The organism is Cryobacterium adonitolivorans (genome assembly GCF_004402695.1).
GTDB lineage: Bacteria > Actinomycetota > Actinomycetes > Actinomycetales > Microbacteriaceae > Cryobacterium > Cryobacterium adonitolivorans.
Genome location: NZ_SOFL01000045.1, coordinates 107,688 through 127,063, shown reverse-complemented (window position 1 = coordinate 127,063; position 19,376 = coordinate 107,688). Strand labels below are relative to the sequence as shown.

The window sequence follows — 19,376 nt, the reverse complement described above, 5'->3', positions numbered from 1 at the left end:
CGCTTGTGACGAATTAGCCGCTGCCAGTCGCGGACCCTGAATTTGTATCGCACGACCGTCCCTTCTGGCCCGAATATGTCCATCCTGGAGCAACTACTACATGACAATCGCAACGACCGAACGGGCACCCAAGCAGGTCGCCATCAACGACATCGGATCTGCTGAAGACTTCCTTGCCGCGGTCGAAAAGACTCTGAAATTCTTCAACGACGGCGACCTCATCGAGGGCACCGTTGTGAAGATCGACCGCGACGAGGTTCTCCTCGACGTCGGCTACAAGACCGAGGGTGTCATCCCCTCCCGCGAGCTCTCCATCAAGCACGACGTCGACCCCTCCGAGGTCGTCAAGGTCGGCGACCTGGTCGAGGCACTCGTTCTTCAGAAGGAAGACAAAGAAGGCCGTCTCATCCTGTCGAAGAAGCGCGCTCAGTACGAGCGTGCATGGGGCGACGTCGAGAAGATCAAGGAATCCGACGGAGTCGTCACCGGTTCGGTCATTGAGGTCGTCAAGGGCGGGCTCATCGTCGACATCGGCCTGCGCGGCTTCCTGCCGGCATCGCTCATCGAGCTTCGCCGTGTTCGCGACCTGACCCCGTACCTGGGCCAGGAGATCGAGGCCAAGATCCTCGAACTCGACAAGAACCGCAACAACGTCGTCCTGTCGCGCCGCGCCCTGCTCGAGCAGACGCAGTCCGAGAGCCGCACCACCTTCCTCAACAACCTCCAGAAGGGACAGGTCCGCAAGGGCGTCGTCTCGTCGATCGTCAACTTCGGTGCGTTCGTCGACCTGGGTGGCGTTGACGGTCTGGTTCACGTCTCCGAGCTCAGCTGGAAGCACATCGAGCACGCCAGCGAGGTCGTCGAGGTCGGCCAGGAAGTCACCGTCGAGATCCTCGAGGTCGACCTGGACCGCGAGCGCGTTTCCCTGTCCCTTAAGGCAACTCAAGAGGACCCGTGGCAGGTCTTCGCCCGCACCCACGCCATCGGCCAGGTTGCACCGGGTAAGGTCACCAAGCTCGTCCCCTTCGGCGCGTTCGTTCGCGTTGCAGAGGGCATCGAGGGCCTGGTTCACATCTCCGAGCTGTCCGGCAAGCACGTCGAACTCGCCGAGCAGGTTGTCTCGGTCGGCGACGAGGTGTTCGTCAAGGTCATCGACATCGACCTGGAGCGTCGCCGCATCTCGCTGAGCCTCAAGCAGGCCAACGATGGTGTCGACCCCGAGGGCACAGAGTTCGACCCGGCACTCTACGGAATGCTCACCGAGTACGACGACCAGGGCAACTACAAGTACCCCGAGGGCTTCGACCCGGAGACCAACGAGTGGCGCGAAGGCTTCGAGACCCAGCGCGAGAAGTGGGAGCAGGACTACGCTGCAGCCCAGGCTCGCTGGGAGGCTCACAAGAAGCAGGTCGCTTCCGCGAACGACGAGATCATCGCCCCCGGCGATGTCGCGTCTGCTGCGGGCAACTCGTTCACCAGCGAGGCTGCCGGAGCCGGCACGCTCGCCGACGACGAGGCGCTTGCCGCCCTGCGCGAGAAGCTCTCCAGCAACAACTAGTAATCAGCATCACCTGCCCGGCGCGAGCCGGGACCGGTACAGGCCGGGCCCTTCGGGGTCCGGCCTGTTCCGGTTGACGAGCGCCCCTCCGTTAGCATGGGGCGGTGTACTTGATTGGATTGACCGGCGGGATCGCATCGGGCAAGAGCACCGTGGCGAAGCGATTCGCCGAACACGGAGCCGTGGTGATCGACGCCGATCAGCTCGCCAGGGCCGCCGTGGCGCCGGGCACGGATGCGCTGGCCCATATCGCTGACATCTTCGGACCGGAGGTCATCGCCGAGGACGGCAGCCTCAACCGTGCGCGCCTGGGCTCGATTGTGTTCGGCAACCCCACCGCGCTCAGCGTGCTCAACAACGTGGTCCACCCCGCCGTGCGGGCGCTCTCCAGTGCGGCCATCGCCGTCGCCGAGCGGACCGACCCTGATGCGGTCGTCGTTTACGACGTCCCCCTGCTGGTCGAGGCCTCCGTCGGCCATCCCTTCGACCTGATCGTGGTCGTCCACGCCGATTCCGAGACCCGGGTGCGCCGCATGGTGGAGTTGCGCGGCATGCCGGAGGCGGACGCCCGCAGCCGGATCAGCGCGCAGGCCGGCGACGCCGACCGTCTCGCAGTCGCCGACGTCGTGATCGACTCGATGGGCTCCCTCGACGACACCCTGGCCCAGGTCGACCGGCTCTGGGACTTGAAGCTTCGCGCGCACCACCGCCAGGCCCACTCCGACTCCAGTGTCGGTGGCTCTCCTTAGACTGGAGGCATGGAACCTACCCGCGCCGTTCATCCCTTCGAGGTCGTGAGCGAGTACACCCCCAGCGGCGACCAGCCCGGCGCCATCGCCGAACTCACCGGCCGCATCAACGCCGGTGAAACGGACATCGTGCTGCTCGGCGCCACCGGTACCGGAAAGTCCGCGACCACTGCCTGGCTGATCGAGCAGGTGCAGCGCCCTACCCTGGTGCTCGCCCACAACAAGACCCTGGCCGCGCAGCTCGTGAACGAGTTCCGCGAACTGATGCCGAACAACGCCGTCGAGTACTTCGTGTCGTACTACGACTACTACCAGCCAGAGGCCTATGTGCCGCAGACCGACACCTTCATCGAGAAGGACTCCTCGATCAACGAGGAGGTCGAACGGCTCCGGCACTCCACCACCAACTCGCTGCTCAGTCGGCGAGACGTCATCGTCGTGTCCACGGTGTCCTGCATCTACGGCCTCGGCACGCCGGAGGGCTACCTGGAGGCCATGGTGGCGCTGCAGGTGGGCCAGAAGGTGAACCGGGACTGGCTCATCCGCAAGTTCGTGGCCATGCAGTACCAGCGCAACGACGTCGACTTCTCCCGGGGCCACTTCAGGGTGCGTGGCGACACCATCGAGATCATCCCGATGTACGAGGAGCTCGCCATCCGCATCGAGATGTTCGGGGACGAGATCGAGGCGCTCTACAGCCTGCATCCGCTCACCGGCGATGTTGTGCGCAGGCTCGACGCTGTGTCGGTGTTCCCCGGCTCCCACTACGTGGCCAGCACCGACGTCATGCAGCGGGCAATGGTGACGATCAAGGAGGAACTCGCCGAGCGCCTGGACCAGTTGGAACGCGAAGGCAAGCTGCTCGAAGCGCAACGCCTGCGGATGCGGACCACCTTCGACCTGGAGATGATGGAACAGATCGGGTTCTGCTCCGGCATCGAGAACTACTCCCGGCACATCGATGGGCGGAGCGCGGGGGAGCCCGGGCACTGCCTGCTCGATTACTTCCCCGACGACTTCCTCGTGGTCATCGACGAGTCCCACGTGACGGTGCCGCAGATCGGCGCCATGTTCGAGGGCGACTCGTCGCGGAAGCGCACCCTGGTGGAGCACGGCTTCCGGCTGCCCAGCGCGCTGGACAACCGCCCGCTCAAGTGGAACGAGTTCAAGGCCCGGGTCGGCCAGACTGTTTACCTCTCCGCCACCCCCGGCAAGTACGAGATGGGCATCGCCGACGGCATCGTCGAACAGATCATCCGCCCGACCGGGCTGATCGACCCGCAGATCGTCGTCAAGCCCTCCGCCGGCCAGATCGATGACCTGCTCGAGCAGATCCGCCTGCGCGTCGAACTCAACGAGCGGGTGCTGGTCACCACCCTGACCAAGAAGATGGCCGAGGAACTCACCGACTTCCTCACCGAGGCCGGCGTGCGGGTGCGGTACCTGCACTCCGACGTCGACACCCTGCGCCGGGTGGAGCTGCTCACCGAGCTGCGTCAGGGCCTGTACGACGTGCTGGTGGGCATCAACCTGCTCCGGGAGGGCCTCGACCTGCCGGAGGTGTCCCTGGTGGCCATCCTCGACGCCGACAAGGAGGGGTTCCTGCGGTCCTCGACCTCTCTCATCCAGACCATCGGCCGTGCCGCCCGCAACGTGTCCGGCGAGGTGCACATGTACGCCGACCGGATCACCGACTCGATGGCCAGGGCCATCGACGAGACCGACCGGCGGCGGGAGAAGCAGGTGGAGTACAACACGCTCAACGGCATCGACCCCACGCCGCTCCGCAAACGCATCGCCGACATCACCGACGTGCTCGCCCGCGAGGAGGCCGACACCGCCGAACTACTGGCAGGCCGCGACGCCCGGCGGCGCAGCCCCACCCCATCGATGCGCCAGGGCCTGGCGGCGAACGGCGCCAACGACCTCGAATCGATCATCGCCGACCTCAACGCCCAGATGCTCGAGGCCGCCGGCGAACTCAAGTTCGAGCTGGCTGGAAGGCTGAGGGACGAGGTCTCCGAGCTCAAGCGGGAGCTGCGGCAGATGGAGAAGGCAGGCCACCTGACCTAACCGGCCGCCGGGATCGCCAGGCGGCTCCCGTGGCACTGCAGTGTCGGTGGCACTGCATAGACTCGAATGGTGTCAATTTCCAAGGTAGAGCAGGGCTCTCAACTCAGCGTCCGTGGTGCACGCGTGCACAACTTGCACAACGTCAACCTCGACATCCCCCGCGATTCGCTCGTGGTGTTCACAGGTCTATCCGGGTCGGGCAAATCATCGCTCGCCTTCGATACGATCTTCGCGGAGGGCCAACGGCGCTACGTCGAATCCCTGTCGGCGTACGCGCGCCAGTTCCTCGGGCAGGTCGACCGGCCCGATGTCGACTTCATCGAGGGGCTCAGCCCCGCCGTGTCCATCGACCAGAAGTCCACCAACCGCAACCCACGGTCCACCGTGGGCACCATCACCGAGATCTACGACTACATGCGCCTGCTCTGGGCGCGTATCGGTGTGCCGCACTGCGCCGTCTGCGGCGAGGTCATCCAGTCGCAGACCGTGCAGCAGATAGCCGACCAGCTCATGGAGCTGGAGACCGGTGTGCGTTACCAGATCCTCAGCCCGATCGTTTCGCAGAAGAAGGGCGAGTTCGTCGACCTGTTCAAGGAGCTCGCCGCCGGCGGCTACTCCCGGGCGCTGGTCGACGGCACCCAGATCCAGCTGAACGAACCGCCCACGCTGAAGAAGCAACTCAAGCACGATATCTCCGTTGTCGTCGACCGGCTCGTCGCGGGCCCCGACCTGCTGAGCCGTCTGACCGACTCCCTGGAGACGGCGCTCAAGCTCACCGACGGCCTGGTGCAGGTCAACTTCGTCGACCTCACCGGCGACGAGGCCTGGCAGAGCTACTCCGAGAAGCTCTCCTGCCCGAACAACCACCCCGTGCAGCTCACCGAGATCGAACCGCGCACCTTCTCGTTCAACGCGCCGTTCGGCGCCTGCCCCGAATGCTCCGGCCTGGGTACCCGCATGTCGGTAGACGAGGACCTGCTCCTCGGCGACCCGGCCCTGAGCATCGCCGAGGGTGTCGTGCTGCCCTGGACCACCCAGGGCAAGGGCCTCTTCCAGTACTACGAGAAGCTCCTCGACGGGCTCGCCCGCGACCTCAAGTTCTCGCTGGAAACACCGTGGAAGAAACTCCCCGCCGAGGTGCGCACCGCGGTTATGCGCGGCGACAACTTCGAGGTGAAGGTCAAGTGGAAGAACCGCTACGGCCGGGAGATGAGCTACACCTCCGGTTTCGAAGGCGTCGTGCCCTACATCGAGCGGCAATTCCTGCAGGCCGAAACCGACACCCAGCGCCAGCGATGGGGAGAATACCTGCGCGAGGTGGCCTGCCCCGTCTGCGACGGCACCCGGCTCAAGCCTGAGGTGCTCGCCGTGCTCGTGCACGACATGAGCATCGCCGACATCTGCCGGCTCAGCCTCTCGGATGCCCGGGACTTCATGGACAAGCTCGAACTCACCGAGCGCGAGAAGACCATCGCCGCCCAGGTGCTGCGCGAGATCAAGGTGCGCCTGGACTTCCTGCTCCGGGTGGGACTGAACTACCTCAGCCTGGCCCGCGCGGCCGCGACCCTCTCCGGCGGCGAGGCCCAGCGCATCCGCCTGGCCACCCAGATCGGTTCGGGACTCACCGGGGTGCTCTACGTCCTCGACGAGCCCAGCATCGGGCTGCACCAGCGCGACAACCGGCGCCTGATCGAGACTCTGGTTTCCCTTCGCGACCTGGGCAACACCCTCATCGTCGTCGAACACGACGAAGACACCATCAAGACCGCCGACTGGGTCGTCGACATCGGACCGGGCGCCGGCGTCAACGGCGGCCACGTTGTGCACTCGGGTTCATACGCCGACCTGCTCACCAACACGAAGTCGTTGACCGCGGACTACCTCTCCGGCCGCAAGTCGATCGCCACCCCGACGACGCGTCGACCGCTGGACCCCGAGCGTGAGATCACCGTGGTTGGCGCCGAAGCGAACAACCTCAGGAAGGTCACCGTCAAGTTCCCCCTTGGCGTCTTCACCGCGGTCACCGGTGTCAGCGGGTCCGGTAAGTCTTCCCTGGTCAACGACGTGCTGTACAGGGTCCTCGCCAACCGGCTCAACGGCGCGCGGAAGCTCCCCGGGCGGCACACGAAGGTCACCGGCCTCGAACAGCTCGACAAGGTAATCCACGTGGACCAGGCCCCGATCGGACGCACCCCGCGCTCGAACCCGGCCACCTACACGGGTGTGTTCGACAAGATCCGCAACCTGTTCGCCGAGACCATGGAGGCCAAGGCCCGCGGCTACCTGCCGGGCAGGTTCAGCTTCAACGTCAAGGGCGGTCGCTGCGAGGCCTGCTCCGGCGACGGCACCATCAAGATCGAGATGAACTTCCTGCCCGACGTGTACGTGGCCTGCGAGGTGTGCGGGGGAGCGCGGTACAACCGCGACACCCTCACCGTGCACTACAAGGGCAAGAACATCGCCGAGGTCCTCGACATGCCGATCAGCGAGGCGGCCGAGTTCTTCGAACCGATCTCGGCGATCCACCGGTTCCTCAAGACCCTCGTCGAGGTGGGGCTCGGCTATGTGCGCCTGGGGCAGAGCGCCACGACGCTCTCCGGAGGCGAGGCGCAGCGGGTCAAACTGGCCACCGAGCTGCAGCGCCGTTCCAACGGGCGCAGCGTGTATGTACTGGACGAGCCGACCACCGGCCTGCACTTCGAAGACGTCCGCAAGCTCTTGCTGGTGCTGAACAGCCTCGTCGACAAGGGCAACACCGTCATCGTCATCGAGCACAACCTCGACGTGATCAAGTCGGCCGACTGGGTCATCGACCTGGGCCCAGAGGGCGGTTCCGGCGGCGGCAAGGTGCTCGCCACCGGCACCCCGGAGCACGTCGCAGCAGTGAAGAAGAGCCACACCGGTACATTCCTGAAGGAGGTCCTCGCCGCTCGGTAGGCGCAGGAGAACATGTCTGACGCTCTGAGCTATCGCCCCAAGCCCGGGGAGATCCCCACCGGACCCGGTGTCTACAGGTTTCGCGACGCCTCCCGCCGGGTGCTGTACGTGGGCAAGGCCAAGAACCTGCGCGCACGGCTGAGCAATTACTTCGCTCCGCTGAGCAGCCTGCACGAACGCACCCGGCGGATGGTGACGACGGCGACGAGCGTCGAATGGACGACCGTGGGCACCGAGATCGAGGCGCTGCAGCTCGAGTGGACCTGGATCAACGAATTCGACCCACCGTTCAACGTACAGTTCAAGGACGACAAGTCGTACCCGTATCTCGCGGTGACCCTGGCGGACGAGGCACCGCGGGCGCTCGTGACCCGCACCTCCGGCATCAAGGGCGCCCGCTACTTCGGGCCGTACCCCAAGGTGTGGGCCGTGCACGAGACCATCGACCTGATGCTCAAGGCCTTCCCGATCCGCACCTGCAACAACGCCAACTACAAGCGCGCCATGCAGTCCGGCAAGCCCTGCTTCGCCGGACAGATCGGCCGGTGCTTCGGTCCGTGCTCCGGCAAGGTCGGCATCGAGGATCACCGCAAAATCGTCAACGAATTCGTGAGCTTCATGGGCAGCCAGGATCGCAAACTCATCAACAGCCTCACGGCCCAGATGAAGGATGCCGCGCTGGCGCAGGACTACGAAACCGCCGCCAGGCGTCGCGACCAGGTGAAGGCGCTCAACGCCGTACTGGAAAAGAGCGCCGTTGTTCTGCGCGACAACGTCGACATCGATCTGTTCGCGATCGAACAGGACGAGCTCGCCGCGGCCGTCCAGCTGTTCATCGTTCGCGGCGGGCGCATCCGCGGTGTGCGTGGCTGGGTCGTCGACAAGGAGCTTGACCTGAGCATCAGCGAACTGATCGACTCGATCATGCAGACCGCCTACACCGGGGACGCCGTGCCACCCCGGGAAATCGTGCTGCCGGAGCTGCCGGACGACGCCGAAGCCCTCGAGGGCTGGCTGGGCGAGATCGCCCACCGCAAGGTGCGGCTCGTCGCGGCCCAGCGCGGCGAGAAAGCCGCCCTGCTGGTCACGGCCACCCAGAACGCCAAGCAGGCGCTCATGCTGTACAAGACCCGGCGCAGCTCCGACTTCGTCGCCAGATCGAAGGCCCTGGAAGACCTCCAGGAGGCCTTGGGTATGGAATCCGCCCCGCTCCGCATGGAGTGTTACGACGTCTCCCACCTCGGCGGCACCAACATCGTGGCGTCGATGGTGGTCTTCGAGGACGGGCTGCCGCGCAAGGACGAGTACCGCCGGTTCGGCGTCCCGGAGTCCACCGACGACACCGATTCGCTCTATCGGGTCCTCACCCGGCGGCTGGCCTACCTGGTTCCCGACGACGCAACACCGGATGCGCTGCCGAAGGGGGGCGTCATCGCGGTGCCGGCCAACCCGCTCGACGGCCTGACCGTCGCGGAGGCCTCCGGTGGGGACCCGCCCGCCGCCGACGAAGCGGACCGCGCAGCGAAACGCGCGAAATTCCGCTACCAACCGAACCTGCTCATTGTGGACGGCGGCCAACCGCAGGTTGCGGCGGCGGCACGTGCCCTGCGCGAGTCCGGAGTTCAGGGCATCACCCTGTGCGGCATCGCGAAACGGCTGGAGGAAATCTGGCTGCCGGATTCCGAGTACCCGGTGATCCTCCCGCGCAACAGCGACGCCCTGTTCCTCATTCAACGCATCCGCGATGAAGCGCACCGCTTCGCCATCACGCACCAGCGCGCCCGCCGTAAACGTGACATCAACACCATCCTCGGAGAAATTCCCGGGCTGGGCCCTGCCCGCATCAAGGTGCTGCTGGTGCACTTCGGGTCTGTCACGCGCCTCAGGGACGCGTCGGTGGACTCGATCGCCGAGATCCGGGGCATCGGACCGGCCCTCGCCGAGGGCATCCACCGGCACCTGCGCGCCTGAACCTGCCCCCGGTCGGTAGGCTGGACACTCACCAACTTCGACCGAAGGCGTAATCCAGCATGAGCACGGAGACCGAAAAGCAGGAAATGCTGATCGTTACCGGCATGTCCGGCGCCGGACGATCGACCGTCGCGAACGCGCTGGAGGATCTCGGTTGGTACGTGGTCGACAACCTGCCGCCGCAGATGCTTCGCCCCCTGGTGGAACTCGTCGGACGGGCCGGCACCAGCCTGCCCAAGATCGCGGCCGTCGTCGACATCCGTGGCCGGGACTTCTTCGGCGATTTCCAGGAGCTCGTCCAGGCGCTCCGCAGCGGCACCCAGGTCCGGGTCATCTTCCTCGAAGCCCGCGACGATGTTCTCGTTCGCCGTTTCGAAGCGGTCAGGCGACCGCACCCGCTGCAGGGTGAGGGAACGATCCTGGACGGCATCTCCGCCGAGCGCACCCGGCTGGCCGTCGTGCGGGAATCCTGCGACATCGTCATCGACACTTCAGATCTCAACATCCACCAGCTCGCCACCACGATCACCGAGCGTTTCGCCGCGGAGAACGCCGCCGGGCTGCACCTGACCGTGATGAGCTTCGGCTTCAAGTACGGGCTGCCCACCGACGTCGACATGGTCGCCGACGCCAGGTTTCTGCCCAACCCGTTCTGGATCCCCGAACTTCGCCCGCACACCGGCCTCGACCCCGAGGTCAGCGAGTACGTGCTCGGCCAGGACGGCGCGCGGGAGTTCATCACCAGCTACGCGGCCGCCGTCAAACCGGTTCTCGCCGGTTACCAGCGCGAGAACAAGCGTCATGCCACCATCGCCATCGGATGCACCGGCGGCAAGCACCGCTCGGTGGCCATGGCGAGGGAACTCGCCGGTCTGCTTCAAGAATTTCCCGGCGTCGCGGTGAGCCTCAAGCACCGCGACCTCGGACGAGAATAACGACACGGCCTGCCGTCCAGCGTGACGGCCTGCCCGAACAACAGAATGGAATGACGATTGGCACTCACCATCGACGTCAAAGATGAACTAGCCCGCGTCGAGGTTTCGAAGACCACGGTTCGCGCGGCCGAACTGGCGACGATCCTGCGTTTCTCCGGCGGCCTGCACATGATCTCCGGTCGCATCGCCATCGAGTCGGAACTCGATACCCCGCTGCTGGCCCGCCGTGTGCGCAAGGACCTCGCCGAACTGTACGGGGTGCGCAGTGACGTGTCCGTGATCACGGCGTCCGGGCTCCGCCGCACCAACCACTACCTCGTGCGGGTGCTCGACGGCGGGGAAACCCTCGCCAGGCAGACGGGCCTGCTCGACGCCCGCCGCCGTCCCATCCGGGGCCTGCCCAACCGCCTGACGACGGGTTCCAAGGAGGAGATCGCCGCGGTCTGGCGGGGCGCCTTCCTCGCGGCAGGGTCGCTGACCGACCCCGGCCGCTCCGCGGCCCTCGAGGTCGTCTGCCCGGGCAACGAGGCCGCCATGGCAATCGTGGGAGCCGCCGGGCGCCTCGGCATCGTCGCGAAGGCCCGAGAGGTGCGCGGCGTACACCGTGTCGTCATCCGGGACGGCGACGCCATCGGCGCGATGCTCGTGCAGATGGGCGCCGCGGAGACCGTTCTCAACTGGGAAGCGCTGCGCCAGCGTCGCGAGGTACGGGCCACGGCCAACCGCCTGGTCAACTTCGACGACGCCAACCTGCGCCGCTCCGCCCAGGCGGCCGTCGCGGCGTGTGCACGCGTCGACAGGGCCATGGAGATCCTCGGCGACGACATTCCCGAACACCTGCGCTACGCGGGGGAACTGCGCCTGTCGTTCCGGGACTCCAGCCTCGACGAGCTCGGCCACCACGCCGACCCGCCCATGACCAAGGACGCGGTGGCCGGCCGCATCCGCCGCCTCCTGGCGATGGCCGACAAGAAGGCCGTCGACCTCGGCATCCCCGGCACCGACGCGAACCTGCCGGCCGATCTCGACGACGTCTGACCGGCCGCCGGTGGCCCGCCCAGCCCTCAGTCGGCGCCCTCCACACCGGCAAGAGGGGACTAACGTCCCCTATTCACCTGAGTAGACTAAAAAGGTCACTTACAGTGCAGAAGACCAGAGAAATCTTGTCGCTGCCACAAAATGAGGAGATACGAGCTATGGCCGATTACACCCTGCCTGAACTGGCTTACGACTACTCTGCGCTCGCGCCGAGTATCAGCGGCACCATCATGGAGCTCCACCACAGCAAGCACCACCAGGCGTATGTGACGGGCGCCAACACCGCCCTCGCCCAGCTGGCGGAGGCTCGCGACTCGGGCAGTCTCGTGTATGTCAACAAGCTCGAGAAGGACCTCGCGTTCAACCTCGGCGGCCACGTCAACCACTCGATCTTCTGGACCAACATGTCGCCGAACGGCGGCGACAAGCCGGTCGGTGAACTGGCCAGCGCGATCGACGACTACTTCGGTTCCTTCGACAAGTTCCAGGCCCACTTCGCGGCGACCGCGCTGGGCGTGCAGGGTTCCGGCTGGTCCGTGCTCGCCTGGGATTCCATCGGGCAGCGACTGATCATCCAGCAGTTCTTCGACCAGCAGGCCAACTTCGCGGCCGGCACGGTCCCGATCCTCATGCTCGACGTCTGGGAGCACGCGTACTACCTCGACTACCAGAACGTGCGCGCCGACTATGTCAAGGCATTCTGGAACATCGTCGACTGGGAGAACGTCCAGGCGCGCTTCGTCGCCGCCAGGGAGAAGACCAACGGCCTTCTCCTGCTCTCCTAGATTCGCCCTCACTCTTACCCCCTAGCTTTTTTCATTCCCACCACCGGCGCTGTCAAGCGCCATCAATAACAGGAGTCATTTGTGTCTGTAAAGATTGGTATCAACGGATTTGGCCGCATCGGCCGCAACTACCTGCGCGCCGCGCTGGCCCAGGGCAGCGACATCGAAATTGTCGCCGTCAACGACCTCACCGACACCAAGACGCTGGCCCACCTCCTCAAATACGACTCCATCACGGGCCGTCTGGACGCCACCGTCTCCGTCGAGGGCGATTCCATCCTCGTCAACGGCAAGCCGATCAAGGTTCTCGCCGAGCGCGACCCGGCCAACCTCCCCTGGGGCGCCCTGGGCGTTGACATCGTGATCGAGTCGACCGGCCGCTTCACCAAGGCTGACGATGCGCGCAAGCACATCACCGCCGGTGCCAAGAAGGTCATCGTCTCCGCACCCGCCACCGGCGACGTTGCGACCATCGTCATGGGCGTCAACGAGGAGACGTACGACTCCGCGAAGTTCGACATCATCTCGAACGCCTCGTGCACCACGAACTGCCTCGCCCCGCTGGCCAAGGTCTTCAACGACAACTTTGGCATCAAGAGTGGCCTGATGACCACCATCCACGCGTACACCGCAGACCAGAACCTGCAGGATGGCCCGCACAGCGACCTGCGTCGCGCCCGCGCCGCCGCCGTCAACATCATCCCGACCTCGACCGGTGCCGCCAAGGCCCTGGGCATCGTCCTCCCGGAGCTCGCCGGCAAGCTTGACGGCTTCGCACTGCGCGTACCCGTGCCCACCGGTTCCATCACCGACCTGACCGTCATCGCCGAGAAGCCGGTCACCGTCGAAGCCATCAAGGCCGCGTACAAGGCAGCAGCAGAGGGCCCCCTCAAGGGCATCCTGATGTACACCGAGGACGAGATCGTCTCCAGCGACATCGTGACCGACCCGCACTCCTCGATCTTCGACGCCGGCCTGCTGCGCGTCCTGGGCGACCAGGTCAAGCTGTCCTCCTGGTACGACAACGAGTGGGGCTACTCCAACCGCATGGTTGACCTCACCGAGTTCGTCGCCGAGCGTCTCTAACTAGGGGATACGCAGTGACGCTTCGCACTATCGAATCGCTGGGATCGCTCCACGGCAAGCGCGTCATCGTTCGGTGTGATCTGAACGTTCCGTTGAAGGACGGTCAGATCACCGACGATGGCCGCGTGCGGGCGTCCCTGCCCACCCTCAAGGCTCTGGTCGAACAGGGTGCCCGCCTGGTGATCGTTTCTCACCTCGGGCGCCCTGACGGCCAGGTCAACCCCAAGTACAGCCTGGCGCCCGTTGCGGCGCGCCTGGCCGAACTGATCGGTTCCCCGGTGGCCTTCGCCACCGACACCGTCGGCGAATCTGCCCAGGCCGCAGTCGCGGCCCTCGCCGACGGCGACATCGTCGTGCTGGAGAACCTCCGCTTCAACGCGGGGGAGACCAGCAAGGTCGAAGCCGAGCGGGTGGCATTCGCCACCGAGCTCTCGGCCCTCGGCGATGCCCTGGTGTCCGACGGATTCGGCGTCGTACACCGCAAGCAGGCCAGCGTCTTCGACCTGGCCCAGATCCTGCCGAGCGCGGCCGGCCTGCTCATCGCAGCAGAGCTTGACGTGCTCGACCGCCTCACCGAGAAGCCCGAGGCGCCGTACACGGTGATTCTCGGCGGCTCGAAGGTTTCGGACAAGCTCGGGGTCATCGGCCACCTGCTGCCGCGGGTGAACTCGCTCCTGATCGGCGGCGGCATGCTGTTCACCTTCCTCGCGGCCCAGGGCCACAAGGTCGGCGCCAGCCTGCTCGAGGTCGACCAGATCGAGACCGTCCGCGGTTACCTCGCCGAGGCCGACCGTCTCGGCGTGAAGATCGTCCTGCCGACCGATGTCGTCGTCGCCTCCAAATTCGGAGCCGACGCCGAGTACGTCACGACGCCGGCCGACCAGATCGAGGACACCCCGTTCGGCGCTGCCGGACTGGGCCTGGACATCGGGCCCGACACCGCAGCGGCATTCGCCGCGATCATCCGGGTGTCCAAGACTGTGTTCTGGAACGGCCCGATGGGCGTTTTCGAACTGGCACCATTCGCCGACGGCACCCGCACGGTTGCCGCCGCACTCACCGAGGTCAATGGGCTCAGCGTCGTCGGCGGAGGAGACTCCGCCGCTGCCGTGCGCATCCTCGGTTTCAATGATGACCAGTTCGGTCATATTTCTACCGGCGGTGGCGCCAGCCTCGAGTTCCTCGAGGGCAAGCGACTGCCTGGACTGGAGGTCCTCGGATGGCAGTAAACGCGCGTGTTCCCCTGATTGCAGGAAACTGGAAGATGAACCTGGATCACCTCCAGGCCATCGCCTTCGTGCAGAAGCTGGCGTGGAGCCTCAAGGACGCCGGACACGACTTCACCTCCACCGAGGTTGCCGTGTTCCCGCCGTTCACCGACCTGCGCAGTGTGCAGACTCTGGTGGCAGCGGACAAGCTGCCCCTGGCGTACGGTGGCCAGGACGTCTCCACGCAGGAGTCCGGCGCGTATACCGGCGAGATCTCGGCCGCCTTCCTGGCCGCGCTCGAATGCCAGTACGTGCTGATCGGTCACTCTGAGCGGCGCACCCTGCACAACGAGACCGATGAGGTCGTCGCCGCCAAGGTGACCGCCGCGTTGAAGCACAACCTGGTCCCGATCATCTGCGTCGGCGAAACCGCCGCAGACCTGGAACTGCATGGTCCCAGCGCCGTTCCGGTCGCTCAGCTCAAGGCTGCCCTCGCGGGAGTCGACAACGCCGCGGACATCGTCGTGGCGTACGAACCGGTCTGGGCCATCGGCTCCGGCCAGGCGGCGACGCCAGACCAGGCAGAGCAGGTCGCTGCTCAGCTGCGGGTGACCCTGGCCGAGGTTCTCGGGCAGGATGTCGCCGACAAGACCCGGATCCTCTACGGAGGTTCGGTCAAGGGCGTCAACATCGCCGGTTTCATGAAGGAGCCGAACGTTGACGGAGCACTGGTGGGAGGCGCGAGCCTGGACATCACCGAGTTCTCCAGCATCGTTCGCTTCCAGAAGCACGTCGGACTGTAACGAGTGCCCGTCGCACCCCCTCCGGGGGGTGCGGCGGGTTTCGTTTGCCGTCAGGCTATAATTGCCAGTGGTCTTGGTGGAGCTCTAGCGCCCATCGTTTTGTGAAAGGTTTCGCGTGGAGATTCTCCAGGTTGTATTGCAGGTTTTGCTCGGCATCACGAGCCTCCTGCTCACCATGCTCATTTTGCTCCACAAGGGGCGCGGTGGGGGTCTATCCGACATGTTCGGCGGTGGTGTCACCTCGAACCTCGGTGCCTCCGGTGTCGCCGAACGTAACCTCAACCGCATCACGATCATCCTGGCCGTGCTGTGGATTTCCTGCATCGTCGTGCTGGGCCTCATCACCAAATTCGATACCGGCGCCTAGCGACGTCGTAAGTCGCGGCACCCCACCCGCGACGCACCGCATCCGGTCACCCACGGCGCGACCGCACGCAGCAGTACAACCCGAACACGCCGAACAGTTTTGATAGCGGAGGAAGACAATGGCATCTGGTGGAAGCGCAATTCGCGGCTCGCGAGTCGGAGCCGGCCCCATGGGCGAGCAGGACCGTGGTTTTCACGCTGATCGCATTCGCGTGTCCTACTGGGACGCTCTCGGCAACGAGACCGTTCGGTACTTTGCCGCGAACCTGCCGGACGAGGAGATCCCCGACACCATCGACTGCCCGTCGTCGGGTCTCCCCGCGGGTCGCGACAAGGAGAACCCGCCGTCGGTGGTCAAGCTTGAACCATACAAGACGCACCTTGCCTACGTGAAGGAACGCCGCACCGAAGAGGAAGCGGAGTCCCTCCTGGAGGAGGCGCTCCAGCAGCTCCGGGTGCGTCGCGGCAAGCTCAGCGCCACCAACTAGGGCACATCGCACCAACAAGAGAAGCGCATCGGTTCCGAGGAACCGATGCGCTTTTTCGTGCCTGTCGGCGCTAGATTACTGCGGCTGGGCGATCAGGTTCTCCGGAACCTCCGCGGCGGCCTCGCCGTCGACAAAGAAGTCGGTGTAGTGGCGACCGCGGATGCCCGCGACGGGCACCTCGTCACGACTCGCGCCGGCCAGGGCCAGGCCGAGCGCGGACGCCTTGTCCGTGCCGGAGACGACGAGCCAGATGCGCTCGGAGGAGTTGAGCACCCATCTGGTGAGGCTGAGGCGCTCCGCCGGGGGCTTGGGCGAGTTCAGCACCGCGATGACGGTGAGGTCGTTCTCCCGGATACCCTGCAGGTGCGGAAAGAGCGACGCGATGTGGCCGTCAGGACCGACACCGAGGAACGTGACGTCGAATTGCGGTACCAGGGAATCCGGCGCGGCCTTGCTCTTGAGTTCGGCCGCGTAGCGATCGGCGGCGGCGTCCAGGTCCAGGCCATCATCCGACGCCGGGAACGAGTGCACGTTCGCCGCGGGGATGTCGATGTGGTCCAACAACGCCGCGCGGGCCTGCCCCTCGTTGCGGTCGGCGTGCGCGCGGGGAACCCAGCGCTCATCGCCCCACCAGAAGTCGATCTTGGCCCAGTCGACGCCGTCACGGTCGGGGGAGGCATTGATCGCTTCCAGCACACCGGTCCCGACGCTTCCGCCGGTCAGGATCACGTGGGCGTGCCCCTGTTCGTGCAGGATGTCGGCCATCTTGGTGATGAACCGGCTGGCGACCGAGGCAATCAGGGCCGCCTTGTCGTCGTGTACGAGAACACGCCTGTCGTGCGTCATGAGTGACCTTCGGTTGTTGTGGTGGGACCCGACAGTTGGGGCAGACCGCGGGTGATGACCTCGCCGTACAGCTCGTCGGGGTCGAGGCGGCGCAGTTCGTCGCTCAGGCAGTCGCGCAGGCTGCGACGCTTGAGGGTCAGGTCCTGCACGGGCTGGCCCGACTGGGTGAGCGTTGCGATGCCGGGAACCTCGCGTTCGAGCGAGATCACCCCGGATGCCCGGGTGAGATGTACGCCGCGGATCCCGTTCGAGTTCTGACCAGAGGTCAGCTCGTAGTCCACCGGCACCTGCAGCTGAAGCTGGAGCCAGGCCGCGAGGAGCGTGGTGGAGGGGGAGTCCAGCGCGCCACTGACGGACACGGCGGTGATGGGCTCGTAGGGCGGCTGGTCCAGCACCGCGGCGAGCTGAGCGCGCCAGAGCGTCAGACGCGTCCAGGCGAAGTCGGTGTCGCCGGGCCGGTAAGTGGAACAGATGCGCGTGAGAGCCGCCTGCGGGTCCGGCTGGGCCGATGCGTCGGTGATCCGCCGGTAGGCGATGCGCCCCAACGGAGACTCGGCAGGCACGGCAGGGGCCTCACCGGGCCACCAGGCCACGACAGGGGCGTCGGGCAGGAGCAGCCCGGTCACGAGGCTCTCCGGGTCACTGGCGGCGTCTCCGTAGGCGCGTAGCACGATGACCTCACTGGCGCCGGCGTCTCCGCCGACACGAATCTCGGCATCCACGCGGGGCTCGTGCGCCGGGGTGCCCTCCGCCTGGGTGGAGAGCACGATGACACGCATCGGGTGCTCCCGTGACGCGTCGTTCGCTGCCTCGATGGCGTCTTCCTCGTGGCCGAGCTCGGCCGCGATGACGAGGGTGAGCACCCGGCCGAGGGCGACAGCGCCGCCTTCCTCACGGATGCGCACGAGTGCCTTGGAGATCTTGGCCGTGGTGGTATCCGGCAGATCGACGATCATGGGCGTCTCCAGTTCCGGCCGTCGCGTGACAGCAGTTCGTCGGCTGATGCGGGCCCCCAGGTTCCGGGTCGGTATTGTTCCGGTTGGCCCTGGGTGGTCCAGAATTCCTCGATCGGGTCGAGGATCTTCCACGATAACTCGACTTCCTCGTGGCGGGGGAAGAGCGGCGGGTCGCCCAGCAGCACGTCCAGGATCAGACGCTCGTAGGCCTCGGGGCTGGCTTCGGTGAACGCGTGCCCGTAGCCGAAGTCCATGGTCACGTCGCGCACCTGCATGCCGACACCCGGAACCTTGGAACCAAACCGGATGGTTACACCCTCGTCGGGCTGGACCCTGATGACCAGGGCGTTTTCACCCAGTGCGGCCGTCTGGCTCTTCTCGAAGAGGTACTGCGGCGCCCGCTTGAAGACCACCGCGATCTCGGTGACCCGGCGACCCAGGCGCTTGCCGGCGCGGAGATAGAACGGCACCCCTGACCAGCGACGCGTGTCGATCTCGAGGCGAAGCGCGGCGTAGGTTTCCGTCAGCGACTCCGGGTTCATGCCCTCTTCCTCGAGGAAGCCGAGGATCTTCTCGCCGCCCTGCCAACCGCCGGCGTACTGGCCACGGGCGGTGCCCTGTGCCAGGTCTTCCGGCAGTCGCACGGAGGCGAGGACCTTCTCTTTCTCGGTGCGCAGGTCTGCCGCGTCGAAGGAGATGGGCTCCTCCATCGCCGTGAGCGCCAGGAGCTGCAGCAGGTGGTTCTGGATGACGTCGCGGGCGGCGCCGATACCGTCGTAGTAGCCGGCTCGTCCGCCGACGCCGATGTCCTCGGCCATGGTGATCTGCACGTGATCGACGTAGTTCGCGTTCCAGATCGGTTCGTACAACTGGTTCGCGAAGCGCAGCGCCAGAATGTTCTGCACCGTCTCCTTGCCCAGGTAGTGGTCGATGCGGAACACCGAATCGGCCGGGAAGACCGACTCGACGACATCGTTGAGCTCACGAGCCGTCTTGAGGTCGCTGCCGAACGGCTTCTCGATGACGACACGTCGCCACTGGCCGTTCTTCTGCTCCGCCAGACCCGACCGCCGCAGCTGCTCGGTCACCTGCGGGAAGGCCTTCGGCGGGATCGACAGGTAGAACGCATGGTTGCCCATGGTTCCCCGCTCACGGTCGAGCTCCTCGATGGTCTCCTTGAGGAGCTCGAACGCGGCATCGTCGTCGAAGGTGCCCGGCACGAAGCGGATGCCCTCGGCCAGCTGGGCCCAGACATCCTCGTGGAATTCGGTGCGCGCGTACTCCTTGACGGAGTCGTGCACCACCTGCATGAAGTCTTGGTTGTCCCAGTCCCGGCGGGCGAACCCGACGAGAGCGAACCCGGGTGGCAGGAGCCCACGGTTGGCCAGGTCATAGACGGCGGGCATGAGTTTCTTCCGCGAGAGGTCTCCGGTTACGCCGAAGATGACGAGGCTGGAGGGCCCCGCGATCCGGTTCAGGCGATAGTCGGAGGGTGAACGCAACGGATTGAACTCCGGGGTGATTTCCACCGGGGACATGCAGCTCCTTCGAGGATTGACGCGGTACGACGCGAGGAT

The 19,376-nt window shown here is 65.8% G+C and carries 16 protein-coding genes; 13 read left to right on the top strand and 3 right to left on the bottom strand.

All coding sequences use genetic code 11. The features are described from left to right. Nucleotides 1-100: 100 nt before the first annotated feature. From rpsA to E3O42_RS14265, 13 genes are all read left to right on the top strand, one after another. A complete protein-coding gene (rpsA, locus tag E3O42_RS14325) occupies nucleotides 101-1,558 on the top strand; it encodes a 30S ribosomal protein S1 (RefSeq protein ID WP_134454573.1) in 1,458 nt (485 codons plus the stop codon). A gap of 104 nt (nucleotides 1,559-1,662) precedes the next feature. Further along, entirely contained in the window at nucleotides 1,663-2,307 is a 645-nt protein-coding gene (coaE, locus tag E3O42_RS14320; RefSeq protein WP_134454572.1) for a dephospho-CoA kinase, read from the top strand. Nucleotides 2,308-2,316: 9 nt separating this feature from the next. Next, a complete protein-coding gene (gene uvrB, locus E3O42_RS14315; protein ID WP_134454571.1) occupies nucleotides 2,317-4,380 on the top strand; it encodes an excinuclease ABC subunit UvrB in 2,064 nt (687 codons plus the stop codon). A gap of 69 nt (nucleotides 4,381-4,449) precedes the next feature. Continuing rightward, on the top strand, nucleotides 4,450-7,317 hold the full coding sequence (uvrA, locus tag E3O42_RS14310) for an excinuclease ABC subunit UvrA (protein ID WP_241984845.1): 2,868 nt from the start codon (nucleotides 4,450-4,452) through the stop codon (nucleotides 7,315-7,317). A gap of 12 nt (nucleotides 7,318-7,329) precedes the next feature. Beyond that, the gene (gene uvrC, locus E3O42_RS14305; RefSeq protein WP_134454569.1) at nucleotides 7,330-9,288 is read left to right on the top strand and encodes an excinuclease ABC subunit UvrC; all 1,959 of its coding nucleotides are present in this window, start codon (nucleotides 7,330-7,332) and stop codon (nucleotides 9,286-9,288) included. A gap of 59 nt (nucleotides 9,289-9,347) precedes the next feature. Then, entirely contained in the window at nucleotides 9,348-10,223 is an 876-nt protein-coding gene (rapZ, locus tag E3O42_RS14300; RefSeq protein ID WP_134454568.1) for an RNase adapter RapZ, read from the top strand. 57 nt (nucleotides 10,224-10,280) lie between these two features. Beyond that, a complete protein-coding gene (gene whiA / locus E3O42_RS14295) occupies nucleotides 10,281-11,261 on the top strand; it encodes a DNA-binding protein WhiA (RefSeq protein WP_134454567.1) in 981 nt (326 codons plus the stop codon). Nucleotides 11,262-11,419: 158 nt separating this feature from the next. Beyond that, on the top strand, nucleotides 11,420-12,046 hold the full coding sequence (locus E3O42_RS14290) for a superoxide dismutase (RefSeq protein ID WP_134454566.1): 627 nt from the start codon (nucleotides 11,420-11,422) through the stop codon (nucleotides 12,044-12,046). 81 nt (nucleotides 12,047-12,127) lie between these two features. After that, nucleotides 12,128-13,132 carry a type I glyceraldehyde-3-phosphate dehydrogenase gene (gene gap, locus E3O42_RS14285; protein ID WP_104166280.1) on the top strand — a complete coding sequence of 335 codons (1,005 nt, stop codon included), beginning with the start codon at nucleotides 12,128-12,130 and terminating at the stop codon, nucleotides 13,130-13,132. 14 nt (nucleotides 13,133-13,146) lie between these two features. Further along, a complete protein-coding gene (locus E3O42_RS14280; protein WP_104166278.1) occupies nucleotides 13,147-14,361 on the top strand; it encodes a phosphoglycerate kinase in 1,215 nt (404 codons plus the stop codon). After that, entirely contained in the window at nucleotides 14,352-15,143 is a 792-nt protein-coding gene (gene tpiA, locus E3O42_RS14275) for a triose-phosphate isomerase (RefSeq protein WP_134454565.1), read from the top strand. The genes E3O42_RS14280 and tpiA overlap by 10 nt, the downstream gene beginning before the upstream one ends. A gap of 115 nt (nucleotides 15,144-15,258) precedes the next feature. Then, entirely contained in the window at nucleotides 15,259-15,510 is a 252-nt protein-coding gene (gene secG, locus E3O42_RS14270; RefSeq protein ID WP_066595498.1) for a preprotein translocase subunit SecG, read from the top strand. 118 nt (nucleotides 15,511-15,628) lie between these two features. Beyond that, nucleotides 15,629-15,997 carry an RNA polymerase-binding protein RbpA gene (locus tag E3O42_RS14265; RefSeq protein ID WP_066595496.1) on the top strand — a complete coding sequence of 123 codons (369 nt, stop codon included), beginning with the start codon at nucleotides 15,629-15,631 and terminating at the stop codon, nucleotides 15,995-15,997. A gap of 75 nt (nucleotides 15,998-16,072) precedes the next feature. Here E3O42_RS14265 and pgl read toward each other — a convergent pair whose 3' ends face one another. From pgl to zwf, 3 genes are read right to left on the bottom strand one after another with little or no spacing between them, the layout of a single operon-like run. Next, nucleotides 16,073-16,843 carry a 6-phosphogluconolactonase gene (pgl, locus tag E3O42_RS14260; protein WP_134454564.1) on the bottom strand — a complete coding sequence of 257 codons (771 nt, stop codon included), beginning with the start codon at nucleotides 16,841-16,843 and terminating at the stop codon, nucleotides 16,073-16,075. Further along, nucleotides 16,840-17,799 (bottom strand): glucose-6-phosphate dehydrogenase assembly protein OpcA, encoded by a 960-nt coding sequence (locus tag E3O42_RS14255; protein ID WP_134454563.1) that lies wholly within the window; start codon nucleotides 17,797-17,799, stop codon nucleotides 16,840-16,842. Before E3O42_RS14255 ends, pgl begins: the two co-directional genes overlap by 4 nt. Beyond that, nucleotides 17,796-19,337 carry a glucose-6-phosphate dehydrogenase gene (gene zwf / locus E3O42_RS14250; protein ID WP_134454562.1) on the bottom strand — a complete coding sequence of 514 codons (1,542 nt, stop codon included), beginning with the start codon at nucleotides 19,335-19,337 and terminating at the stop codon, nucleotides 17,796-17,798. The genes E3O42_RS14255 and zwf overlap by 4 nt, the downstream gene beginning before the upstream one ends. Nucleotides 19,338-19,376: the final 39 nt, after the last annotated feature.

Excerpts from the sequence above, each read along its gene's own strand:
- rpsA (WP_134454573.1), top strand. The coding sequence starts at position 101 with ATGACAATCGCAACGACCGAACGGGCACCCAAGCAGGTCGCCATCAAC.
- uvrB (WP_134454571.1), top strand. The coding sequence starts at position 2,317 with ATGGAACCTACCCGCGCCGTTCATCCCTTCGAGGTCGTGAGCGAGTAC.
- uvrC (WP_134454569.1), top strand. The coding sequence starts at position 7,330 with ATGTCTGACGCTCTGAGCTATCGCCCCAAGCCCGGGGAGATCCCCACC.
- rapZ (WP_134454568.1), top strand. The coding sequence starts at position 9,348 with ATGAGCACGGAGACCGAAAAGCAGGAAATGCTGATCGTTACCGGCATG.
- E3O42_RS14290 (WP_134454566.1), top strand. The coding sequence starts at position 11,420 with ATGGCCGATTACACCCTGCCTGAACTGGCTTACGACTACTCTGCGCTC.
- tpiA (WP_134454565.1), top strand. The coding sequence starts at position 14,352 with ATGGCAGTAAACGCGCGTGTTCCCCTGATTGCAGGAAACTGGAAGATG.
- E3O42_RS14265 (WP_066595496.1), top strand. The coding sequence starts at position 15,629 with ATGGCATCTGGTGGAAGCGCAATTCGCGGCTCGCGAGTCGGAGCCGGC.
- pgl (WP_134454564.1), bottom strand. The coding sequence starts at position 16,843 with ATGACGCACGACAGGCGTGTTCTCGTACACGACGACAAGGCGGCCCTG.
- E3O42_RS14255 (WP_134454563.1), bottom strand. The coding sequence starts at position 17,799 with ATGATCGTCGATCTGCCGGATACCACCACGGCCAAGATCTCCAAGGCA.
- zwf (WP_134454562.1), bottom strand. The coding sequence starts at position 19,337 with ATGTCCCCGGTGGAAATCACCCCGGAGTTCAATCCGTTGCGTTCACCC.